The 17651-nt window shown below is 69.7% G+C and carries 19 protein-coding genes; 12 read left to right on the top strand and 7 right to left on the bottom strand.

The window, feature by feature from the left end:
• The first annotated feature begins 69 nt into the window (after nucleotides 1–69).
• The 6 genes from VLG41_RS05370 to VLG41_RS05345 all read left to right on the top strand — a co-directional run bounded on the left by VLG41_RS05370 (nucleotide 70) and on the right by VLG41_RS05345 (nucleotide 5257).
• Nucleotides 70–558, top strand: coding sequence for a flavodoxin domain-containing protein (locus VLG41_RS05370; protein ID WP_325348361.1), 489 nt, complete (start codon nucleotides 70–72; stop codon nucleotides 556–558).
• Nucleotides 559–679: 121 nt separating this feature from the next.
• Nucleotides 680–1867, top strand: a complete 1188-nt coding sequence (locus VLG41_RS05365; protein ID WP_325348360.1) for an ABC transporter substrate-binding protein — start codon at nucleotides 680–682, stop codon at nucleotides 1865–1867.
• A gap of 78 nt (nucleotides 1868–1945) precedes the next feature.
• Nucleotides 1946–2809 carry a branched-chain amino acid ABC transporter permease gene (locus tag VLG41_RS05360; protein WP_325348359.1) on the top strand — a complete coding sequence of 288 codons (864 nt, stop codon included), beginning with the start codon at nucleotides 1946–1948 and terminating at the stop codon, nucleotides 2807–2809.
• Complete coding sequence (locus VLG41_RS05355) at nucleotides 2806–3789, top strand: branched-chain amino acid ABC transporter permease (RefSeq protein WP_325348358.1); 984 nt, start codon at nucleotides 2806–2808, stop codon at nucleotides 3787–3789. The genes VLG41_RS05360 and VLG41_RS05355 overlap by 4 nt, the downstream gene beginning before the upstream one ends.
• Nucleotides 3786–4547 (top strand): ABC transporter ATP-binding protein, encoded by a 762-nt coding sequence (locus VLG41_RS05350; RefSeq protein ID WP_325348357.1) that lies wholly within the window; start codon nucleotides 3786–3788, stop codon nucleotides 4545–4547. Before VLG41_RS05355 ends, VLG41_RS05350 begins: the two co-directional genes overlap by 4 nt.
• Nucleotides 4547–5257, top strand: a complete 711-nt coding sequence (locus tag VLG41_RS05345; protein WP_414652445.1) for an ABC transporter ATP-binding protein — start codon at nucleotides 4547–4549, stop codon at nucleotides 5255–5257. Before VLG41_RS05350 ends, VLG41_RS05345 begins: the two co-directional genes overlap by 1 nt.
• Nucleotides 5258–5265: 8 nt before the next feature.
• Here the strand turns inward: VLG41_RS05345 and VLG41_RS05340 are convergent, their stop codons facing one another.
• Nucleotides 5266–6042 carry an IclR family transcriptional regulator domain-containing protein gene (locus VLG41_RS05340; RefSeq protein WP_325348356.1) on the bottom strand — a complete coding sequence of 259 codons (777 nt, stop codon included), beginning with the start codon at nucleotides 6040–6042 and terminating at the stop codon, nucleotides 5266–5268.
• A gap of 135 nt (nucleotides 6043–6177) precedes the next feature.
• Between VLG41_RS05340 and pobA the strand changes: the two genes are divergently transcribed.
• Both pobA and VLG41_RS05330 read left to right on the top strand, forming a co-directional pair.
• The gene (gene pobA / locus VLG41_RS05335; protein WP_325348355.1) at nucleotides 6178–7365 is read left to right on the top strand and encodes a 4-hydroxybenzoate 3-monooxygenase; all 1188 of its coding nucleotides are present in this window, start codon (nucleotides 6178–6180) and stop codon (nucleotides 7363–7365) included.
• 91 nt (nucleotides 7366–7456) lie between these two features.
• Entirely contained in the window at nucleotides 7457–8347 is an 891-nt protein-coding gene (locus VLG41_RS05330) for a CaiB/BaiF CoA-transferase family protein (RefSeq protein ID WP_325348354.1), read from the top strand.
• A 51-nt stretch (nucleotides 8348–8398) separates the two neighbouring features.
• Here VLG41_RS05330 and VLG41_RS05325 read toward each other — a convergent pair whose 3' ends face one another.
• Both VLG41_RS05325 and VLG41_RS05320 read right to left on the bottom strand, forming a co-directional pair.
• Nucleotides 8399–9001, bottom strand: a complete 603-nt coding sequence (locus tag VLG41_RS05325; protein ID WP_325348353.1) for a zeta toxin family protein — start codon at nucleotides 8999–9001, stop codon at nucleotides 8399–8401.
• Nucleotides 8998–9348, bottom strand: a complete 351-nt coding sequence (locus VLG41_RS05320; RefSeq protein WP_325348352.1) for a TA system antitoxin ParD family protein — start codon at nucleotides 9346–9348, stop codon at nucleotides 8998–9000. The genes VLG41_RS05325 and VLG41_RS05320 overlap by 4 nt, the downstream gene beginning before the upstream one ends.
• Nucleotides 9349–9447: 99 nt before the next feature.
• On the opposite strand from VLG41_RS05320, the gene VLG41_RS05315 reads away from it, so the two are divergent.
• Nucleotides 9448–10125, top strand: coding sequence for a DUF1294 domain-containing protein (locus tag VLG41_RS05315; RefSeq protein WP_325348351.1), 678 nt, complete (start codon nucleotides 9448–9450; stop codon nucleotides 10123–10125).
• A gap of 21 nt (nucleotides 10126–10146) precedes the next feature.
• On the opposite strand, the gene VLG41_RS05310 is transcribed toward VLG41_RS05315, so the two are convergent.
• The 4 genes from VLG41_RS05310 to VLG41_RS05295 all read right to left on the bottom strand — a co-directional run bounded on the left by VLG41_RS05310 (nucleotide 10147) and on the right by VLG41_RS05295 (nucleotide 14913).
• Nucleotides 10147–12516, bottom strand: coding sequence for a YgiQ family radical SAM protein (locus VLG41_RS05310; protein ID WP_325348350.1), 2370 nt, complete (start codon nucleotides 12514–12516; stop codon nucleotides 10147–10149).
• 189 nt (nucleotides 12517–12705) lie between these two features.
• The gene (locus tag VLG41_RS05305; RefSeq protein ID WP_325348349.1) at nucleotides 12706–13167 is read right to left on the bottom strand and encodes a MarR family winged helix-turn-helix transcriptional regulator; all 462 of its coding nucleotides are present in this window, start codon (nucleotides 13165–13167) and stop codon (nucleotides 12706–12708) included.
• The gene (locus VLG41_RS05300) at nucleotides 13157–13354 is read right to left on the bottom strand and encodes a hypothetical protein (protein WP_325348348.1); all 198 of its coding nucleotides are present in this window, start codon (nucleotides 13352–13354) and stop codon (nucleotides 13157–13159) included. The genes VLG41_RS05305 and VLG41_RS05300 overlap by 11 nt, the downstream gene beginning before the upstream one ends.
• Nucleotides 13351–14913: an FAD-dependent monooxygenase gene (locus VLG41_RS05295; RefSeq protein WP_325348347.1), complete on the bottom strand. Its 1563-nt coding sequence runs from the start codon at nucleotides 14911–14913 to the stop codon at nucleotides 13351–13353. Before VLG41_RS05295 ends, VLG41_RS05300 begins: the two co-directional genes overlap by 4 nt.
• 101 nt (nucleotides 14914–15014) lie before the next feature.
• Here VLG41_RS05295 and VLG41_RS05290 point away from each other — a divergent pair, with 101 nt between their 5' ends.
• The 3 genes from VLG41_RS05290 to VLG41_RS05280 form a co-directional block, all read left to right on the top strand.
• Nucleotides 15015–15923 carry a crotonase/enoyl-CoA hydratase family protein gene (locus VLG41_RS05290; RefSeq protein WP_325348346.1) on the top strand — a complete coding sequence of 303 codons (909 nt, stop codon included), beginning with the start codon at nucleotides 15015–15017 and terminating at the stop codon, nucleotides 15921–15923.
• A gap of 254 nt (nucleotides 15924–16177) precedes the next feature.
• On the top strand, nucleotides 16178–16594 hold the full coding sequence (locus tag VLG41_RS05285) for a bactofilin family protein (RefSeq protein ID WP_414652444.1): 417 nt from the start codon (nucleotides 16178–16180) through the stop codon (nucleotides 16592–16594).
• 62 nt (nucleotides 16595–16656) lie between these two features.
• A partial coding sequence (locus VLG41_RS05280; RefSeq protein ID WP_325348344.1) for an ExeA family protein occupies nucleotides 16657–17651 on the top strand: 995 nt, incomplete at its 3' end.

Raw genomic sequence — 17651 nt, 5'->3', positions numbered from 1 at the left:
TCTCCCAGGCCCTTCCGATGCGGGTTAACCCCATGCCGCACCGCAAAAACATGCACTAAAGTGCGTGTCATGCCATCCACCACCGCCTCCCAGCTGCTCATCCTCGTGGGCACCATGACCCACACGGCGGCGCAGGTGGCACAGGCGATCGAGATGGCGTGCGCCGATCTGATCAGCGCCATCGACGTGCGAATGATGGACGGACTGGATCCGAGCGTCTTCGACACGGATGCACTTTACGTCATATGCACATCCACCCACGGCACGGGTGACGTGCCCGACAACGCCCAGGCCTTCTACGCCTCGCTCGACGCGCAGCCGCGCTACCTGGGCCACGTGCGCTTCGGCGTCATCGCGCTGGGCGACAGCGCCCAGTACCCCCAGACCTTCGCCAACGGCGGGCGCCGCTTTGACGAACGCCTGCGCGACCTGGGCGCCGTGCGCGTGGGCGAGCTGTGCGTGCTCGACGCCTCCGTCGAGACCAAGCCCGAATCGGCCGGCGCGGCCTGGTGCCGCGAGTGGCTGACCCAGGCGCTCGCGCCCAGCGAAGCCTCGTGAACGCCCAAACAATTCGCAAACGAATTATTCAAACCTGAAGCGACTAGGGTTATTCTGTATCGCCAAGCCCGGTCCCCCCACCTACAGTGACCCGCAGTCCGATCAACCCCTGGAGACCCAGATGACTTCTCGCCGCCTCGTCCTGACCCGCAGTGCCGCCGTCATTGGCGCCGCGTCCACCGGCCTGCTGCTGCCGCAGATCGCGCGCGCCCAGTCCGACAAGGTGCGCGTGGGCTTCATGCTGCCCTACACCGGCACCTTCGCCCAACTCGGCGTGGCCATCGAAAACGGCTTCCGCATGGCCGTCAACGAACAGGGCGGCAAGCTCGGCGGGCGCGAGATCGAGTTCTTCAAGGTCGACGACGAATCGAACCCGGCCAAGGGCATCGAGAACGCCACCCGCCTGGTGCAGCGCGACAAGGTCGACGTGCTGGTCGGCACCGTGCACTCGGGTGTGCAGATGGGCATTCACAAGGTGGCGCGCGAATCGGGCGTGCTCAACCTCATCCCCAACGCCGGCGTGCACATCGCCACGCGCGCGCAGTGCGCGCCCAACGTGTTCCGCACCTCCTTCACCAACAGCCAGCCCACCCTGGCCCTGGGCAAGCCCATGATGGACAAGGGCCACAAGAAGGCCGTGTGGATCTCCTGGGCCTATGCCGCGGGCGACGAGGCCTTCGAGGGCTTCGAGAAGAGCTACACCGAGGCCGGCGGCCAGATCGTCAAGAAGCTCAGCCTGCCCTTCCCGAACGTGGAGTTCCAGGCCCTGCTGACCGAGATCGCCTCGATCAAGCCCGACGCCGTGGCCTGCTTCTTCGCCGGTGGCGGCGCGGCCAAGTTCCTGCGCGACTACGACGCGGCCGGCCTGAGCAAGAACATCCAGCTCTGGGGCTCGGGCTTCCTGACCGAAGGCGTGCTGGACGCCGCCGGTGACGCCGCCAACGGCGTGCTCACCACCATGCACTACAGCGATTCGCTGGACACGCCGCGCAACAAGAAATTCCGCCTCGACTACGCCAAGTCCTTCAAGCTGCAGCCCGACGTCTACGCCGTGCAGGGCTACGACACCGGCCTGCTGCTGGTCAAGGGCGCCAACGCCGTCAAGGGCGACATGGGCAACAAGCAGGCGCTGTACGCGGCCATGCGCGGCGCCGAGATCGACAGCCCGCGCGGCAAATGGAAGATGAGCCCCGCGCACAACCCCATCCAGGACATCTACCTGCGCCGCGTGGAAAACCGCGAGAACAAGGTGATCGGCATCGCCGGCAAGGCCATCGCCGACCCGGCCACCGGCTGCCGCATGGCCTGATCCTTGCGTGACTCCCCGCAAGCCGGCGCCCTAGCGGCGCCGGTTTGACGTCTGCACCCCGGCCTGCACCCCGAATCGATGGACTTCGCCAACTTCCTCATCCAGCTGCTCAACAGCGTCCAGTACGGGCTGCTGCTGTTCATGCTGGCCGCCGGCCTCACGCTGATCTTCGGGATCATGGGCGTGGTGAACCTCGCGCACGGCAGCTTCTACATGATCGGCGCCTACCTGGCGTGGTACTTCACCTCCCTGCTCGGCAGCCTCACGCTGGCCATCGTGCTGGGCACGGTGCTGGCGGTGGTCTTCGGCTGGCTGCTGGAGTGGCTGCTGTTTCGCCACTTCTACCGCCGCGACCACCTCGACCAGGTGCTGCTCACCTTCGGTCTGATCTACATCTTCGAAGAGATGCGCTCCGTCTTCTGGGGCGACGACGTGCACGCGGTGCAGGTGCCCGAGGTGCTGAACTGGTCCATCCCCCTCACCGACACGCTCTCCTACCCGGTCTACCGGCTGGTCATGTCGGGCGTATGCCTGCTGCTGGCCGTGGGCCTGTACCTGCTCATCAGCAAGACGCGCCTGGGCATGAAGATCCGCGCCGGCGCCTTCAACCGCGAGATGACCGAATCGCTCGGCGTGAACATCCGCCTCATCCACGGCGTGGTGTTCGCGCTGGGCGTGGGCCTGGCCGCCATCGCCGGCATGATCGCCTCGCCCATCGCCAGCGTGTACCCGGGCATGGGCAGTTCGGTGCTCATCATGTGCTTCGTGGTGGTGGTGATTGGCGGCATCGGCTCGGTGCGCGGCGCGCTCGTGGCGGCGCTGCTGGTGGGCCTGGTGGACACCTTCGGCAAGGTGCTCGTGCCGCAGATCGCCGGCATGGCGGTCTACATGCTCATGGCCCTGGTGCTGCTCTACAAACCTGAAGGGCTGTTCAAGCAATGAGCTCAGCCAAGGCCCAACTCGAAAAACTGCCGCGCAGCATCCAGTTCGTGCTCGCGCTGGGCGCCATCGCGCTGGCGGTGTTCCCGCTGCTGCCCATGGACGGCGGCGACTTCTACCTCGGCATGCTCTCGCAGATGATGATCCTGGCCATCTTCGCGATGAGCCTTGATCTGCTGCAGGGCGTGACCGGCCTGGTCTCGCTCGGCCACGCCGCCTTCTTCGGCATCGCGGGTTATGCGCTGGCCTTTCTCACGCCGCCCGACGCGCCGATCGCGCTGTGGTGGTCACTGCCGCTGGCCGCCGCCGGGGCGGGCCTGGCCGCGCTCATCATCGGCTTCTTCGTGGTGCGCACGCACGGCATCTACTTCATCATGGTGACCATGGCCTTCGCGCAGATGGTCTTCTACCTGGTCTTCGACAACAAGGCCCTGGGCGGCTCCGACGGCATCTACGTGAACTTCCGCCCCGACGCCACGGCGCTGGGCATCGACCTGGACAACAAGCTCGTCTTCTATTACTTCACGTTGGTGGTGCTGCTGGGTCTGTACGTCGCGCTGCGCCGCCTGCTGTTCTCGCCTTTCGGCCGTGTGCTCGCGGGCATCCGCGTGAACGAGCACCGCATGCGCGCCGTGGGCTATGGCACCTTCGGCTACAAGCTCACCGCCTTCACGCTGGCGGGCGCCCTGGCCGGCGTGGCGGGCTACCTGTGGGCCGCGCAGACCGGTTTCGTCAACCCCGAGCTCATGGGTTTCCACATGAGCGCGCACGCGATCATGATGGTGATCCTGGGCGGCATGGGCAACTTCGCGGGCGCCATCGTCGGCGCCTTCGCTTTCGAGTACGTCATGCACCTCTTCAAGGACATGACCAAGCACTGGCAACTGCTCATGGGCGGCTTCATCGTGCTGGTGGTGATCGTGGCGCCGCGCGGGCTGCTGGGCCTGGTGGAGCGCTTCACGCGGCGGGGGGGCAAGGCATGAGCGATTTGCTGCTCTGCGCGAAGCACCTCACCAAGCGTTTCGGTGGCCTGGCCGCCGTCAACGACGTCTCGGTGGACCTGCACCGTGGCCGCATCCACGCCGTCATCGGCCCCAACGGCGCGGGCAAGTCCACGCTGACCAACCTGCTCGCGGGCGACCTGCCGCCCACCAGCGGCCAGATCGATCTCAACGGCCAGTCCATCGCCGGGCGCTCGCCCGAGCGCATCGCGCGCCAGGGCCTGGGCCGCAGCTACCAGAAGACCAACATCTTCCTGCCCTTCACCGTGTGGGAGAACGTGCGCCTGGCCGCCCAGTCGCGCGAGCGGCACGCGGCCTACAACCCGCTGCACTGGTTCAGCGCGGCGGGCAAGCTCTCGGCGGTGAACCAGCGCTGCGAGCGCGCGCTGGAGCTCGCCGGCCTCACGGCGCGCGCCCACACGGTGGCCGCGGCCATCAGCCACGGCGAACAGCGCCAGCTCGAGATCGCGATGACCCTGGCCACCGAACCCACCGTGCTGCTGCTCGACGAGCCCCTGGCCGGCATGGGTGCGGCCGAAGCGGAGTCCATGGTCGCGCTGCTGCAGCGCCTGAAGGCCGAGCACGCCATCATGCTGGTGGAGCACGACATGGACGCCGTGTTCGCGCTGGCCGAGGTGCTCACTGTCATGGTCAATGGCCAGGTCATTGCCAGCGGCACGCCCGAGCAGATCCGCAACGACGCCGGCGTGCAGGCCGCCTACCTCGGCGAGGAGCACTGATGAGCGCGCTGATCGAAGCCAAGGGCCTGCACACCCACTACGGGCAGAGCCACATCCTGCGCGGCATTGATTTCCACGTCGGTGCGGGCCAGACCATCGGCCTGATGGGCCGCAACGGCATGGGCAAGACCACGCTGCTCAAGTCGCTGATGGGCATCGTCAAGCCCAGCGGCGGTGCGGTGCACGTGAAGGGCCGCAACATGACCGGCGCCACACCCTATGCCGTGGCGCGCGAAGGCATCGCCTACGTGCCCGAGGGGCGCGGCATCTTCGGCAACCTGAGCGTGAAGGAGAACCTGGTGATGGCCGCGCGGCCCGGCACCAGGGACCAGCGCGAGTGGACCTACGAGCGCGTGCTCGACACCTTCCCGCGCCTGGCCGAGCGCCTGAACCACGGCGGCCAGCAGCTCAGCGGCGGCGAGCAGCAGATGCTCACCATCGGCCGCGCGCTGATGACCAACCCGGACCTGCTCATCCTCGACGAGGCCACCGAAGGCCTGGCCCCGCTGATCGCACGCGAGATCTGGCGCATCTGCGGCCTGATCCGCGAGAGCGGCATCAGCAGCGTCATCGTCGACAAGAACTGGAAACACGTGACGCAGATCACCGACCGCAACGTGATCCTGGTCAAGGGCGAGGTGGTGTTCGAGGGGACCACGAAGGAATTGCTGGCGCAGCCGGGCCTGTTGGAGCAGCACCTGGGGGTCTGACCCCATTTCTAGAGCAGCGGCCGCAGCTCCCGCGCCGCGTCCATCAGCACCGGCAGCAGTTCGCGGCGCATCACCGCCGCGTCCATGCGCCCCGGCGACACCACGACGTTGAGCGCGGCCAGGGTCTGGCCCTTCATGTTGCGCAGCGGCACCGCCAGCGCGATCACACCGAGCTCGTGCTCCTCGCTCGCGATGGCGAAGTCGTCGCGGCGCACGGTGTCGATCACGGCCCGAAAGGCCTTGAGGTCGTCCGTGGTGTGCGGCGTCAGGCGCGGCAGCACCCGGCCCTTGAGCCAGGCCGCGAAGGCCGCGCGCGGCAGCGCCGCCAGCAGCACCCGACCCGTGGACGTGGCGTGCGCCGGCATGCGTGACCCCAGGTGCAGGCCGTAGGGCATGAGGCGCGGCGCTCCGGGCGCGGCGCTGCGCGCCACGATCACCGCCTCGTCACCATCCAGCACCACGGCAGAGAACGATTCGCGCGTGGCCGAGGCCAGGCGGTTCAGCGTGGGCTGCACCAGGCGCGGCAGGCGCGCCGAGGACAGGTAGCTGCCCGAAAACCGCAGCACCTTGGGCGAGAGCCAGTAATGGCTGCCGTCCGTGTCCAGGTAGCCCAGGTGGGCCAGGGTGAGCAGGTGCCGCCGCGCCGCCGCGCGTGTGAGTCCGGCGCGCTCGGCCGCCTGCGTGGCGTTCAGGCGCTGGCGTTCGGTGTCGAAACTCTCCAGCACGGCCAGGCCCTTGGCCATGCCCTCGATGAAGTCGGCCTTGGCGATGGACGGTTCGGGCATGGCGTGACGCTCCAGGAAGTGCGCGATGATCGCACAAAGTGCGCGCTGATCGCGCAATGCGCCTTGCCAGCGATTGTGGCGGGCGCCCGGGCGCCCTAGCCTGCGGGTTTCGCCAGATCTCCGGAGACAAGACCCATGCGAACCCAGGTCGCCATCATCGGCGCCGGCCCCTCGGGGCTGCTGCTCGGCCAGTTGCTGCACAAGGCCGGCATCGACAACGTCATCATCGAACGCCAGAGCCCCGACTACGTGCTCGGCCGCATCCGCGCCGGCATCCTCGAGCAGATCATGGTCGACCTGCTGCACGAAGCCGGCGTGGGCGATCGCGTGGCCAAGGAAGGCACGGTGCACCACAGCATCGAGCTGGTCTACAAGAACACGCGCCACCCGATCGACGTGACCGGCCTCACCAACGGCAAGGTGGTCACGGCCTACGGCCAGACCGAGATCACGCGCGACCTGATGGACGCGCGCCAGGCCGCCGGCCTGCCCACCGTCTACAACGCGGCCAACGTCAGCATCCACGGCTTCGACGGCGCCAAGCCCAGCGTGCGCTACGAGAAGGACGGCCAGACGCACGAGCTGCAGTGCGATTTCATCGCCGGCTGCGACGGCTTCCACGGCGTGTGCCGCGCCACCGTGCAGGACTCGATCACCGAGTACGAGAAGGTCTACCCCTTCGGCTGGATCGGCGTGCTGGCCGACGTGCCGCCGGTGTCGCCGCACGCGGTGGTGTACGCCAACAGCGAGCGCGGCTTCGGCCTGTGCTCCATGCGCAGCCTCACGCGCAGCCGCTACTACGTGCAGTGCCCCATCGACGACAAGGTCGAGCAGTGGAGCGACGACCGCTTCTGGGACGAGCTGCGCCGCCGCCTGGACCCGGCCATGGCCGAGGCCATCGTCACCGGCCCCAGCATCGAGAAGAGCATCGCGCCGCTGCGCAGCTTCGTCGCCGAACCCATGCGCTTCGGCCGCCTGTTCCTGGCGGGCGACGCGGCGCACATCGTGCCGCCCACCGGCGCCAAGGGCCTGAACCTGGCGGCCAGCGACGTGAAGTACCTCTCCACCGCCTTCATCGAACACTACGCGGAGAAGAGCGACGCCGGCATCGACCACTACTCGCAGCGCGCGCTGGCGCGCGTGTGGCGCGCCGAGCGCTTCAGCTGGTGGCTGACCTCGCTGATGCACCGCTTCCCCGACACCGGCGGCTTCGGCCAGAAGGTGCAGGAGGCCGAGCTGGAGTACCTGGTGAACTCGGAAGCGATGTCGCGTTCGCTGGCTGAGAACTACGTCGGCCTGCCGCTGGACTTCGGCAAGAAATAGACACCCCCGCCGCGCTGCGCGCGACCCCCGGGTCGGGCCTTGGCGGACGTTACAGTGGCCGCACCGTCAACCGACCTGCGGCCACTGCCCCATGCCCACCACCCGAAGCCCTCAGCCCCTGCGCGGTGTGCGCGTGCTCAGCCTCGCGCTCAACCTGCCCGGCCCGGCCGCCTTCATGCGCCTGCGCGCCATGGGCGCGGCCTGCACCAAGCTGGAGCCGCCCGCGCGTGAGGGCGCCAGCGGGGACCCGATGGGCCAGTACAACCCGCCGGCCTACGCGCAGATGCACGAGGGTGTGAAGGTGCTGTCGGCCGACCTCAAGGCCGAGGCCGGTCAGGCCACGCTGCACAAGCTGCTGCAACGCACCGACGTGCTGCTGACGTCCTTCCGCCCCTCGGCGCTGGGCAAGCTGGGCCTGTCGTGGGCGGCGCTGCGCAAGCGCTACCCGGCGCTGGCGATGGTGGCCATCGTGGGGGCGCCCGGCGAGCGCGCCGAGGAGCCGGGCCACGACCTCACCTACCTGGCCGACGCCGGCCTGGTGACCGGGCTGGACCTGCCAGCCACGCTGTTCGCCGACATGGGCGGCGCGCTGATGGCCGCCGAAGCCGTGCTCAAGGCCGTGCTGCTGCAGCGCTCCACGGGGCGCGGCAGCTTCCATGAGGTGGCGCTGTCCGACGCGGCGGCCTGGCTGGCGATGCCGCGCCACTGGGGCCTGACGCAGCCGAAGGGCGCCGTGGGCGGCGCGCACGCGGGCTACCGCGTCTACCCCTGCCAGGACGGCCGCGTGGCCGTGGCCGCGCTGGAGCCGCACTTCGCCGCCGCGCTGTGCGAGGCCGCTGGCGTGGCCGGCGGCCAGCGGATGAAGACCCTGTTCGAGCCCGCCACGCACGAGGCCATCGCGCGCTTCCTGGCGGGGCGCACGCGAGCGCAGCTCGATGCGCTGGCGGCCGAGCGCGACATCCCGATGCACACGCTCGCCTGAGAAAGTGCGAAGGACCCCGCCGCCGCGGGGCGGTCGCCCATCGCGCGAGGCTCAGCGCCTCAGCATCCCCAGGGCCCAGCGCGGCATGGGGTCTTGCGTGAAGGTGGGCACGCCGCGCCGCAGGCGCGCCACCAGCCGGGGCGGCGCGATGTCTTGGCCACGCCGGGCCGTGGTGTCGAACAGCAGGCACAGATCGGCCAGCGGCACGGCCTCGGCCAGGTGCTGGAGCGTGCGCGGGTAGCGCGCCAGGATGCGCTCCGGTGGCACCGCGTGCCCGCCCTGCTCCACGCGCTGCGCCACCCGTTCGGGCAAGGGCTTGGGGTCGTCCACGCAGACCACCAGCAACACCACCTGGAAACCCGCCGCGCGGGCCGCGCGCAGCAGCTCGATCTTGGACGGGTGGGAGAACACCGTCTCGCTGACGAAGGACTGGCCGGCGTGCAGCAGTTGCTCGCGCCGCGCATCGGCCCAGCGGCGCGCTTCGGTGGAGCGCTGCCGGGCGTCGGTGATATGGCGGAGGGATTGCGCCTCGTGCAGGTCGGCGTTGACGAATTCGATGTCGGCCGGGATGAGGCCCGAGGCCACGGCCGAGCGGTACAGCGTGGACTTGCCCGCGCCGTTGGGCCCGGCGAGCAGGTAGAAGATGGGGCTCAAGCCGCGCGGCGCGCGCGGGCCGGGGCCGCCACCGTGGCGCGCTGGCGATCGGTCTGCACGGTCTTGCGCACGGCCTGCGCCAGGCCACCGCTGGCCGCCGCCTCGGCAAAGCGAGCCTCGATGGCGTCAAGCGCCGCGTGGTCCTGGGCCTGGGCGTCGTAGCGGGCGATGGCGTCGCGCGCCTCCAGCACAGTGAGGCCGGTTTCTTCGGTGATCTGGCCCAGGGTGGCCCAGTATTCGATCTGGCCGGCCACCGAGCGGCGCTGCGCCTCGGCGGCGCGGCGGGCCTGATCGACCAGGCTGGCAGGCAATTTGACCGAGGAGAAGTTGGGCGACGGGGAAGACATGGCGGACTCCATCACAGCAGCGTCAATATGGCGCATTTTGCGCCATTCCGCCTCAGCTCGCAAGGCCGACAATCCTGAGCGATTACCCGCCACAAGGCCATGAAGAAGCAAGGCACCATCGTTCACTGGGACGCCGAGCGCGCGTCCGGATTCATCCGCAGCCCCGACACCGCCGCCCAGGTGTATTTCCACCTGCGCGACTACGAGGGCCCGCAGCCCATCGCGCCGGGCACCGCGGTGGTGTACGAGGAGATCGTCATCGGCGGCAAGGGGCCGCGCGCCCTGTCGATCAAGCTGCCGCCACCACCGCCGCTGCGCGAGGCCGGCGCGCCCGCGCAGCCGGCGCCCGAACCGGTGCTGGCCGCGGCGGGCGTGTCCAAGGCCCAGCGCTGGCGCGAGGAACGCGCGCAGCGCCGCCAGACCCAGCTGGCCCTGGGCCTGCTGGGGGGCTGGCTGCTGCTGTGGCTCATCGGCATCGGCTTCGGGCGTTTTCCCTGGGTGGTGCTCACGGGCGTGGTGCTGGTGAACATCGCCACCTTCTTCCTGTACTGGCGCGACCAGCACGTGATGACCGAGGGTGGCGCACCCTGGCCGCAGGAGCTGTTGCACGGCGCCGCCGTGCTGGGCGGCTGGCCGGCGGCCTGGCTGGCGCAGCGTTCGCTGCAGCACCGCCTGGACGAGAAGCGCTTCCAGCAGACCTTCGTGGTCTGCGCCGCGCTCAATGTGGCGGCGCTGCTGGGCTGGGTGGTCTGGCCGCTGTTCGCGGGCGGCGCCTGATCGGCACCGTGCCGCGCCCGTTCAGCGCGACGGGCCTCGGCGGGCCGGGCCCTTGCCCAGGGCCTTGCCGGCAGCGGGGGCCTTGCCGGCTCCCGTGCCCGCGCGCGGCGGCAGGCCGGTGTGCTGCGTGAGCAACTGGCCCTTGCGCACCGGCGCCGACGCGCCCGGCGCCCGACCCGCCGGCGTGCTGTTCTTGCGCCGCGCGCTCTGGTAGGCGCCATCGGTCATCGGCTGGAAGCTGGGAATGAGGTGGTGCTTGCCGTTGCCGATGAGGTCGGCGCGGCCCAGGGCCTTGAGCGCCTCGCGCAGCAGCGGCCAGTTGTTCGGGTCGTGGTAGCGCAGAAAGGCCTTGTGCAAGCGGCGGCGGCGCTCGCCGCGCACGATGTCCACGCGTTCGCCGCGCTCGTCGCGATGAATGCCCTTGAGCGGGTTCAGGCCCGAGTGGTACATGGCCGTGGCCGTGGCCATGGGGCTGGGGTAGAAGGTCTGCACCTGGTCGGCACGGAAGCCGTTCTTCTTGAGCCACAGCGCCAGGTTCATCATGTCCTCGTCGCTGGTGCCCGGGTGCGCGGCGATGAAGTACGGGATGAGGAACTGCTTCTTGCCCGCCTCTTCGCTGTACTGCTCGAACATCTGCTTGAAGCGGTCGTAGCTGCCGATGCCGGGCTTCATCATCTTGGACAGCGGCCCGCTCTCGGTGTGCTCGGGCGCGATCTTGAGGTAGCCGCCCACGTGGTGCTGCACGAGTTCCTTCACGTACTCGGGGCTCTTGATGGCGAGGTCGTAGCGCAGGCCGGAGCCGATGAGGATCTTCTTGATGCCCGGCAGCGCCCGCGCGCGGCGGTAGATGCGCACCAGCGGCCCGTGGTCGGTGGTGAGGTTGCTGCAGATGCCGGGGTAGACGCAGCTGGGCTTGCGGCAGGCGGCCTCGATCTCGGGGCTGGCGCAGCCCAGCCGGTACATGTTGGCGGTGGGGCCGCCCAGGTCGCTGATGACGCCGGTGAAGCCTTCGACCTTGTCGCGGATCTCCTCGACCTCTTTCAGGATGGAGGCCTGCGAGCGGCTCTGGATGATGCGCCCCTCGTGCTCGGTGATGGAGCAGAAGGTGCAGCCGCCGAAGCAGCCGCGCATGATGTTCACGCTGAAGCGGATCATTTCCCACGCCGGGATCTTGGTCGCGCCGTCGTGGCGGCCGTTGGCGTCGGCGTAGGCCGGGTGCGGGCTGCGCGCGTACGGCAGGTCGAACACGTGGTCCATCTCGGCCGTGGTCAGCGGGATCGGCGGCGGGTTGATCCAGACGTCGCGCGCGGTGGCGCCCTCGCCGTGCGCCTGCACCAGGGCGCGCGCGTTGCCGGGGTTGGCCTCGACGTGCAGCACGCGGTTGGCGTGCGCGTAGAGCACGGGGTCGCTGCGCACCCGCTCGTAGCTGGGCAGGCGGATCACCGAGCGATCGCGCGGCGGGCGCTTGGCCTTGCCCTGCAGCGCGGGGTTGGGCACGAAGTTCAGCGGCTGAATCGTGGCGCCTTGCGGCGCGGCCGTGCTGGTGGGGGTTTCGTCTTTCGCGCAGGAACCGCCCTGCGACTGCGCCTGCTCGCTGGTGGTCTGGTAGGGGTTGATGTGCGCGTCCACCGGGCCGGGCTGGTCGACCTCGCTCGAATCGATCTCGACCCAGCCTTCGGCGGACGGGTCGCCCGGGCGGCGCACGAAGGCCGTGCCGCGCACGTCGGTGATGCGCTCGACCGGTTCGCGCGCCGCGAGCCGGTGCGCCACCTCCACCAGCGCGCGCTCGGCGTTGCCGTAGAGCAGCAGGTCGCACTTGCTGTCCACCACCACCGAGCGGCGCACCTTGTCGCTCCAGTAGTCGTAGTGGGCGATGCGGCGCAGGCTGCCTTCGATGCCGCCAAGCACGATGGGCACGTCCTTGTAGGCCTCGCGGCAGCGCTGGCTGTAGACGATGGCGGCGCGGTCGGGGCGTTTGCCGCCCACGTCGCCGGGCGTGTAGGCGTCGTCGCTGCGGATCTTCCGGTCGGCGGTGTACCGGTTGATCATGGAATCCATGTTGCCGGCCGTCACGCCCCAGAACAGATTGGGCCGGCCCAGGGCCTTGAAGGCCTCGGCGCTCTGCCAGTCGGGCTGGGCGATGATGCCCACGCGAAAGCCCTGCGCCTCCAGCACGCGCCCGATCACGGCCATGCCGAAGCTGGGGTGGTCCACGTAGGCGTCGCCGGTGACGATGATGATGTCGCAGCTGTCCCAGCCGAGCGCGTCCATCTCGGCCCGGCTCATGGGCAGGAAGGGCGCGGTGCCGAAGCGCTTGGCCCAGTAGGGCCGGTAGCTGGTGAGCGGCTTGGCGTTGCGCGCGAAGAGGGAGACGTCGATGGGGGCGTTCATGGGTGGGCGCGGACCCATGGGGGGAACGGCGAAGGGCGCGATTTTACCGGCGCCCCCTTTTTCGCGCAGGCTGACGGCTATCCGGAGTTGCGTGTCCGGTCGGACACGCGGACGGGCATGGGGCGCGGGCACGGACGTTGCGCCTCATGCGCCTTGTCATGGCGCCGATGCACAGCGCCGACGCGCGCATCAGCGTGTTTCGCATCCCGCCGCGGAATGCGCGATCAACCGGTCGACCAGGGCCAGCAGTTGCCGCCGCTCGGCCACGCCCAGGCAGCCCATGATCTCGCGGTTGCGCCGGTCGATGAGCCGCAGTGCGCGCGCGTGCAGGGCACGCCCGGCGCGCGACAGGCGCAGCACCACGGCGCGCGCGTCCGTCTCGCTGGGCGCCTTCATGACGCTGCCGCGCTCCACCAGCATCTGCGCGGCACGGCTGGCCTGGGCCTTGTCCAGGTGGGCGTGCGCGGCCAGGTCGTTCACCGACAGCGGTTCGAAGGACCCGATGGCGGCCAGCGCGCGCGCCTCGGCCACGCCCAGGCCCAGCTCGTTCGCGTAGGCGGCGGCGGTGGCGGCGTCGGTGAGCTTGCCCAGGCGGTGCAGGCGCCAGCTGAGCTGCTGTTCCAGCGGCAGGGGAATGGTTTCAGTCACCATGCAAGGGCTCCCGCAGGCAGCGCTCGCGCGCCCGTTCGATCAAGGGCAGCGCCTGCGCGGTGCCGTCCAGCCGGCTCAGCAGCGACAGGCTGAGCATGGCCAGCATCAGCGGGGCCTGCGCCTCGCCCACCTCGCCCATGGCGCGGCACAGCGCGGTGTATGTCGTGTCGAGGTCGGCGTCGGTCATTGGATGACTCCGGTGGATTGCAGGGCCGCGCGCAGAGGCGCGGTGTCCAGGCCGTGCCAGCGGCCCAGCACGTAACCGTCGGGGCGCACCAGCACCAGCGCGGGCTCGCCGGGCGAGTGCAGACCATAACGCCGCCAGGCCTGGCCATGCGGATCGGTCTCGGGGGTGATTTGCAGCGTCGTCACACCGGGTGGCAGGCCGCCAGCGGGCGCACCGTTGAATGCCAGCGCCACGAAGCCTTGGCCGAAGCGGGTGCTGAGGTGCAAGGGCCGGCCCTGCGCGTCGCGCAGCAGCGCCTCGGGCGCGGGCGCGCCGGGCGCGGCCAGCGCGCTCGCCCACGCGCCGGACTCGCCGCCATCGAGCGGTGAGCCCTTGTAGCCGATGGCCGAGGACTGGCGCGGGTTGATGAGCGGGCGCACGGCCTCGTCATCCAGCGCCAGGCGCAGCGCAGCCTCGCGCATCAGGCGGAAGGCAAAGTCCGGCGGCGCCATGAACTCGGTGCTCTTGGCGCCGTAGGCGATGTTCTCGCGCGTGGCGTGCACGCGCTCCACGCTGTAGCTGTCGAGCAGCGCATCGGGCGACTCGCCGCGTTGCACGCGCGCCAGCTTCCAGGCCAGGTTGCCCGCGTCGTCCAGGCCCGAGTTGAGCCCGCGCACGCCGAAGATGGGCACCAGGTGCGCGGCGTCACCGGCGAAGAAGACGCGGCCGTGGCGGTAGTTGGGCAGCGTGAGGCACTTGGCGTTGTAGATGGAGATCCACAGCGGCTCCCAGGGCTCGGTCTCGCCGATCATCTCGAGGTGGCTGTGCACGCGCGGCAGCACGTTCTCGGGCTTCACGGCCTCGGCCGGGTCCTCGTCGTCGCGGATCTGGTAGTCGATGCGCCAGACGTCGTCGGGCTGGCGGTGCATGAGGATGGTGGAGCCGGGGTTGGACGGCGGGTCGAACCAGGCCAGGCGCTCCACCGGGCGGCGTGTTTTCTGGCGGATGTCGACGATGACATAGCGACCCTCGTACTGCGTGCCCTGCAGTTGCAGGCCCAGTTGTTCGCGCACGGTGCTGCGCCCGCCGTCGCAGGCCACCAGCCAGTCGGCGCGCACGGTGCGCGCGCCCTGGGGCGTGTCGATCTCGACGAGCACGTCGCGCTCGCGCGAACGCACGGTCCGCACGCGTTCGCCCCAGTGCACCACCGCGCCTTCGCCGATCGCGCGGTGCGCGTATTCCTCGATGTAGAACTGCTGGATGTTCACCATGGGCGCGAAGCGCTGCGTGGGCTCGCTGGGCATCTCGAAGCGCAGCACCTCGGCCTGGCGGAAGTGGCTGCGCCCGGCCGTCCAGCCCAGGCCTTTCTCCACCAAGGGCGCGTCGGCCCCCACCCAGCCCAGGATCTCCTGCGAGCGGCGCGAGATGCAGATGGCGCGGCTGCCGCTGCAGTAGCTCTCGTCGGCCTCGATCACCTGGCTGCGGATGCCCTGGCGCGCCAGCAGCGCCGCCAGCGTGAGGCCCACCGGGCCGCCACCGGCGATGAGCACCGGCACGTGTTCTTCTGTCGCTGCGTTCATGTCTCCACCATTTGGTTGCGAGCGCAACTATATCGCCTGCGCGACTTCGCGCCATCACCACCCGTCGATAAGATGGTTTCACCCCAACGAAGGAGACAGCCATGCCGAGTTTCAACACCCTGCGCATCGACCAGGACGCCAGCAACCCGCGCGTGGCGCGCCTGCTGCTCAACCGGCCCGAGCGCCTCAACGCCATCAACGACGACACGCCGCGCGAGATCCGCGCCGCGGTGGAGTGGGCCACTGCCAACGACGAGGTGCACGTCATCCTGGTCGAGGGCGCCGGCAAGGGCTTCTGCGGCGGCTACGACCTCTCGCACTTCGGCGAAGGCGACATCGACCACCCCTGCCAGCAGGAGCGCCACCCCTGGGACCCGCTGGACGACTACGCCTTCATGAAGCGCAACACCGAGGACTTCATGAGCCTGTGGCGCAGCCCCAAGCCCACCATCGCCAAGGTGCACGGCGCGGCCGTGGCCGGCGGCAGCGACATCGCGCTGTGCTGCGACCTGCTGGTGATGGCCGAGGACGCGCGCATCGGCTACATGCCGACCCGTGTGTGGGGCTGCCCCACCACGGCCATGTGGACCTACCGGCTGGGCCCCACGCGCGCCAAGCAGCTCATGTTCACCGGCGACGTGATCGATGGCCGCACCGCCGCCGACTGGGGCCTGGCCAACGAGGCCGTGCCGCTGGCCGAGCTGGACGCCCGCGCCCTGGCGCTGGCCGAACGCATCGCGGGCGTGCCGCGCTCGCACCTGGCCATGCACAAGATGGTCGTCAACCAGGTGCTGCTCACCATGGGTCTGGAGCAGACGCAGTCGCTGGCCACGCTGTTCGACGGCATCACGCGCCACAACCCCGAGGGCCTGTGGTTCCGCCGCTATGCGCAGGACCAGGGCTTCAAGGCCGCCGTGCAGTGGCGCGACAGCGGGCGGCCGATTCCGGAAGGCGACGAGGCCCGCGCGCAGGTTCGCGAGATCGAGGACCGCCGGCGCACCGACCGTTGAGATCCGTTCGTCGCCCGTTCATCTCGAAACAGGTCTTACTGGACGGGCGCGAATGTAAAGGCCATGCGTGCCTAGCATGCGGGCTTCTGCCCACTACACCTCAGGAGAATCGCATGGCACTGCACTTCGGCAAACGCGAAAACGAGCCTTCCCGCCCCCTCGGCAGCGGGGGCATGGCCACACCGCGCAACACGGCTTACGGTCAATCACAGACTTCCCAGAGCAGCACCCCCGTGGCCACCCAGGAGACCGAAGTGAAACCCACCGCCAGCGCCGCGCCCACCACCACCCCCGAGGGTGGCAGCAAGCTCACCGTCGGGCCGAACATCAAGCTCAAGGGCGTGGAGATCACCGACTGCGACACGCTCGTGGTTGAGGGCACGGTCGAGGCGACCATGGATTCGCGCGTCATCAACATCGCCAAGGAAGGCGCGTTCAACGGCTCGGTCCAGGTCGATCTGGCCGAGGTGTACGGAACCTTCAACGGCAGCCTCACCGTGCGCGACAAGCTGGTGATCCACCCCGGCGGCAAGGTGATCGGCAAGATCCGTTATGGCAAGGTGGTGATCGCCGAAGGCGGCGAACTCTCCGGCGAGATCCAGTGCGCCGCCAGCGGCGCGGCCAAGCCCGCCGCAACGGCCAACAAGCCCTCGATGCAGTTGGCCGCCTGAGGCCGCGCTGACCCCGGGCGGGCGGTTTGCCCGCCCCCGGGCGGCCCGGTATGCTCGGGCCCATGTACGCCGAGTTTTTCGGGCTCCAGCACGACCCGTTTTCGATCGCGCCCGACCCCCGTTACCTATTCATGAGCGAGCGCCACCGCGAGGCGCTCGCTCATTTGCTCTATGGCGTGCGCGGTGGGGGCGGCTTCGTGCTGCTCAGCGGCGAGATCGGCGCCGGCAAGACCACCATCTGCCGCTGCTTCCTCGAACAGGTTCCCGAGAATTGCAACGTCGCGTACATCTTCAATCCGCGCCTGACGGTGGCGGACCTGCTCAAGTCGATCTGCCGCGAGTTCCGCATCGAGGTGAAGCACGAGGGCATGGGCCCGGCCACGGTGCACGACCACCTCGACCCGCTCAACGACTTCCTGCTGGCCAGCCACGCGCGCGGTGAGCGCAACCTGCTCATCATCGACGAGGCGCAGAACCTCACGCCGCACGTGCTCGAGCAGTTGCGCCTGCTCACCAACCTCGAAACCAGCGAACGCAAGCTGCTGCAGATCATCCTGATCGGCCAGCCCGAGCTGCGCGCCATCGTGGCGCGGCCTGAACTGGAGCAGTTGGCCCAGCGCGTGATCGCGCGCTTTCACCTCGACGCACTGGACGCCGCCGAAACGCGCGAGTACATCCAGCACCGCCTGCAGGTGGCCGGCCTCAAGGGGCCCCTGCCCTTCGCGCCCGCCGCCATCGAACGCATCCACGCGCTCTCGCGCGGCGTGCCGCGCCGCATCAACCTGCTGTGCGACCGCGCCCTGCTCGGCGCCTACGCGAACGGCCAGAACCGCGTGGAACGCGCGGTGGTGGACAAGGCGGCCGGCGAGGTGTTCGACGGTGAAGGCGGCGCGCCAGCGCCCCGACGCGCCGCCGCGATGGGCGCCGCACGCGCCAGCGGCCTGGGCACCGTGGGCATGGGCGCGCTGGCCGGTGCCGTCGTGGGTGCCCTGGCCGCGGCGGCGGTGCTGTGGTTCTGGCTGCAGCGGCCGGGGCCGGCGCCCTCGGCCGCCGTCGG

This window comes from Hydrogenophaga sp., from assembly GCF_035481345.1.
Taxonomy (GTDB): Bacteria; Pseudomonadota; Gammaproteobacteria; order Burkholderiales; family Burkholderiaceae_C; genus Hydrogenophaga.
The sequence above is the reverse complement of the archived record's forward strand: the minus strand, read 5'-3'. Positions and strand labels throughout refer to the sequence as shown.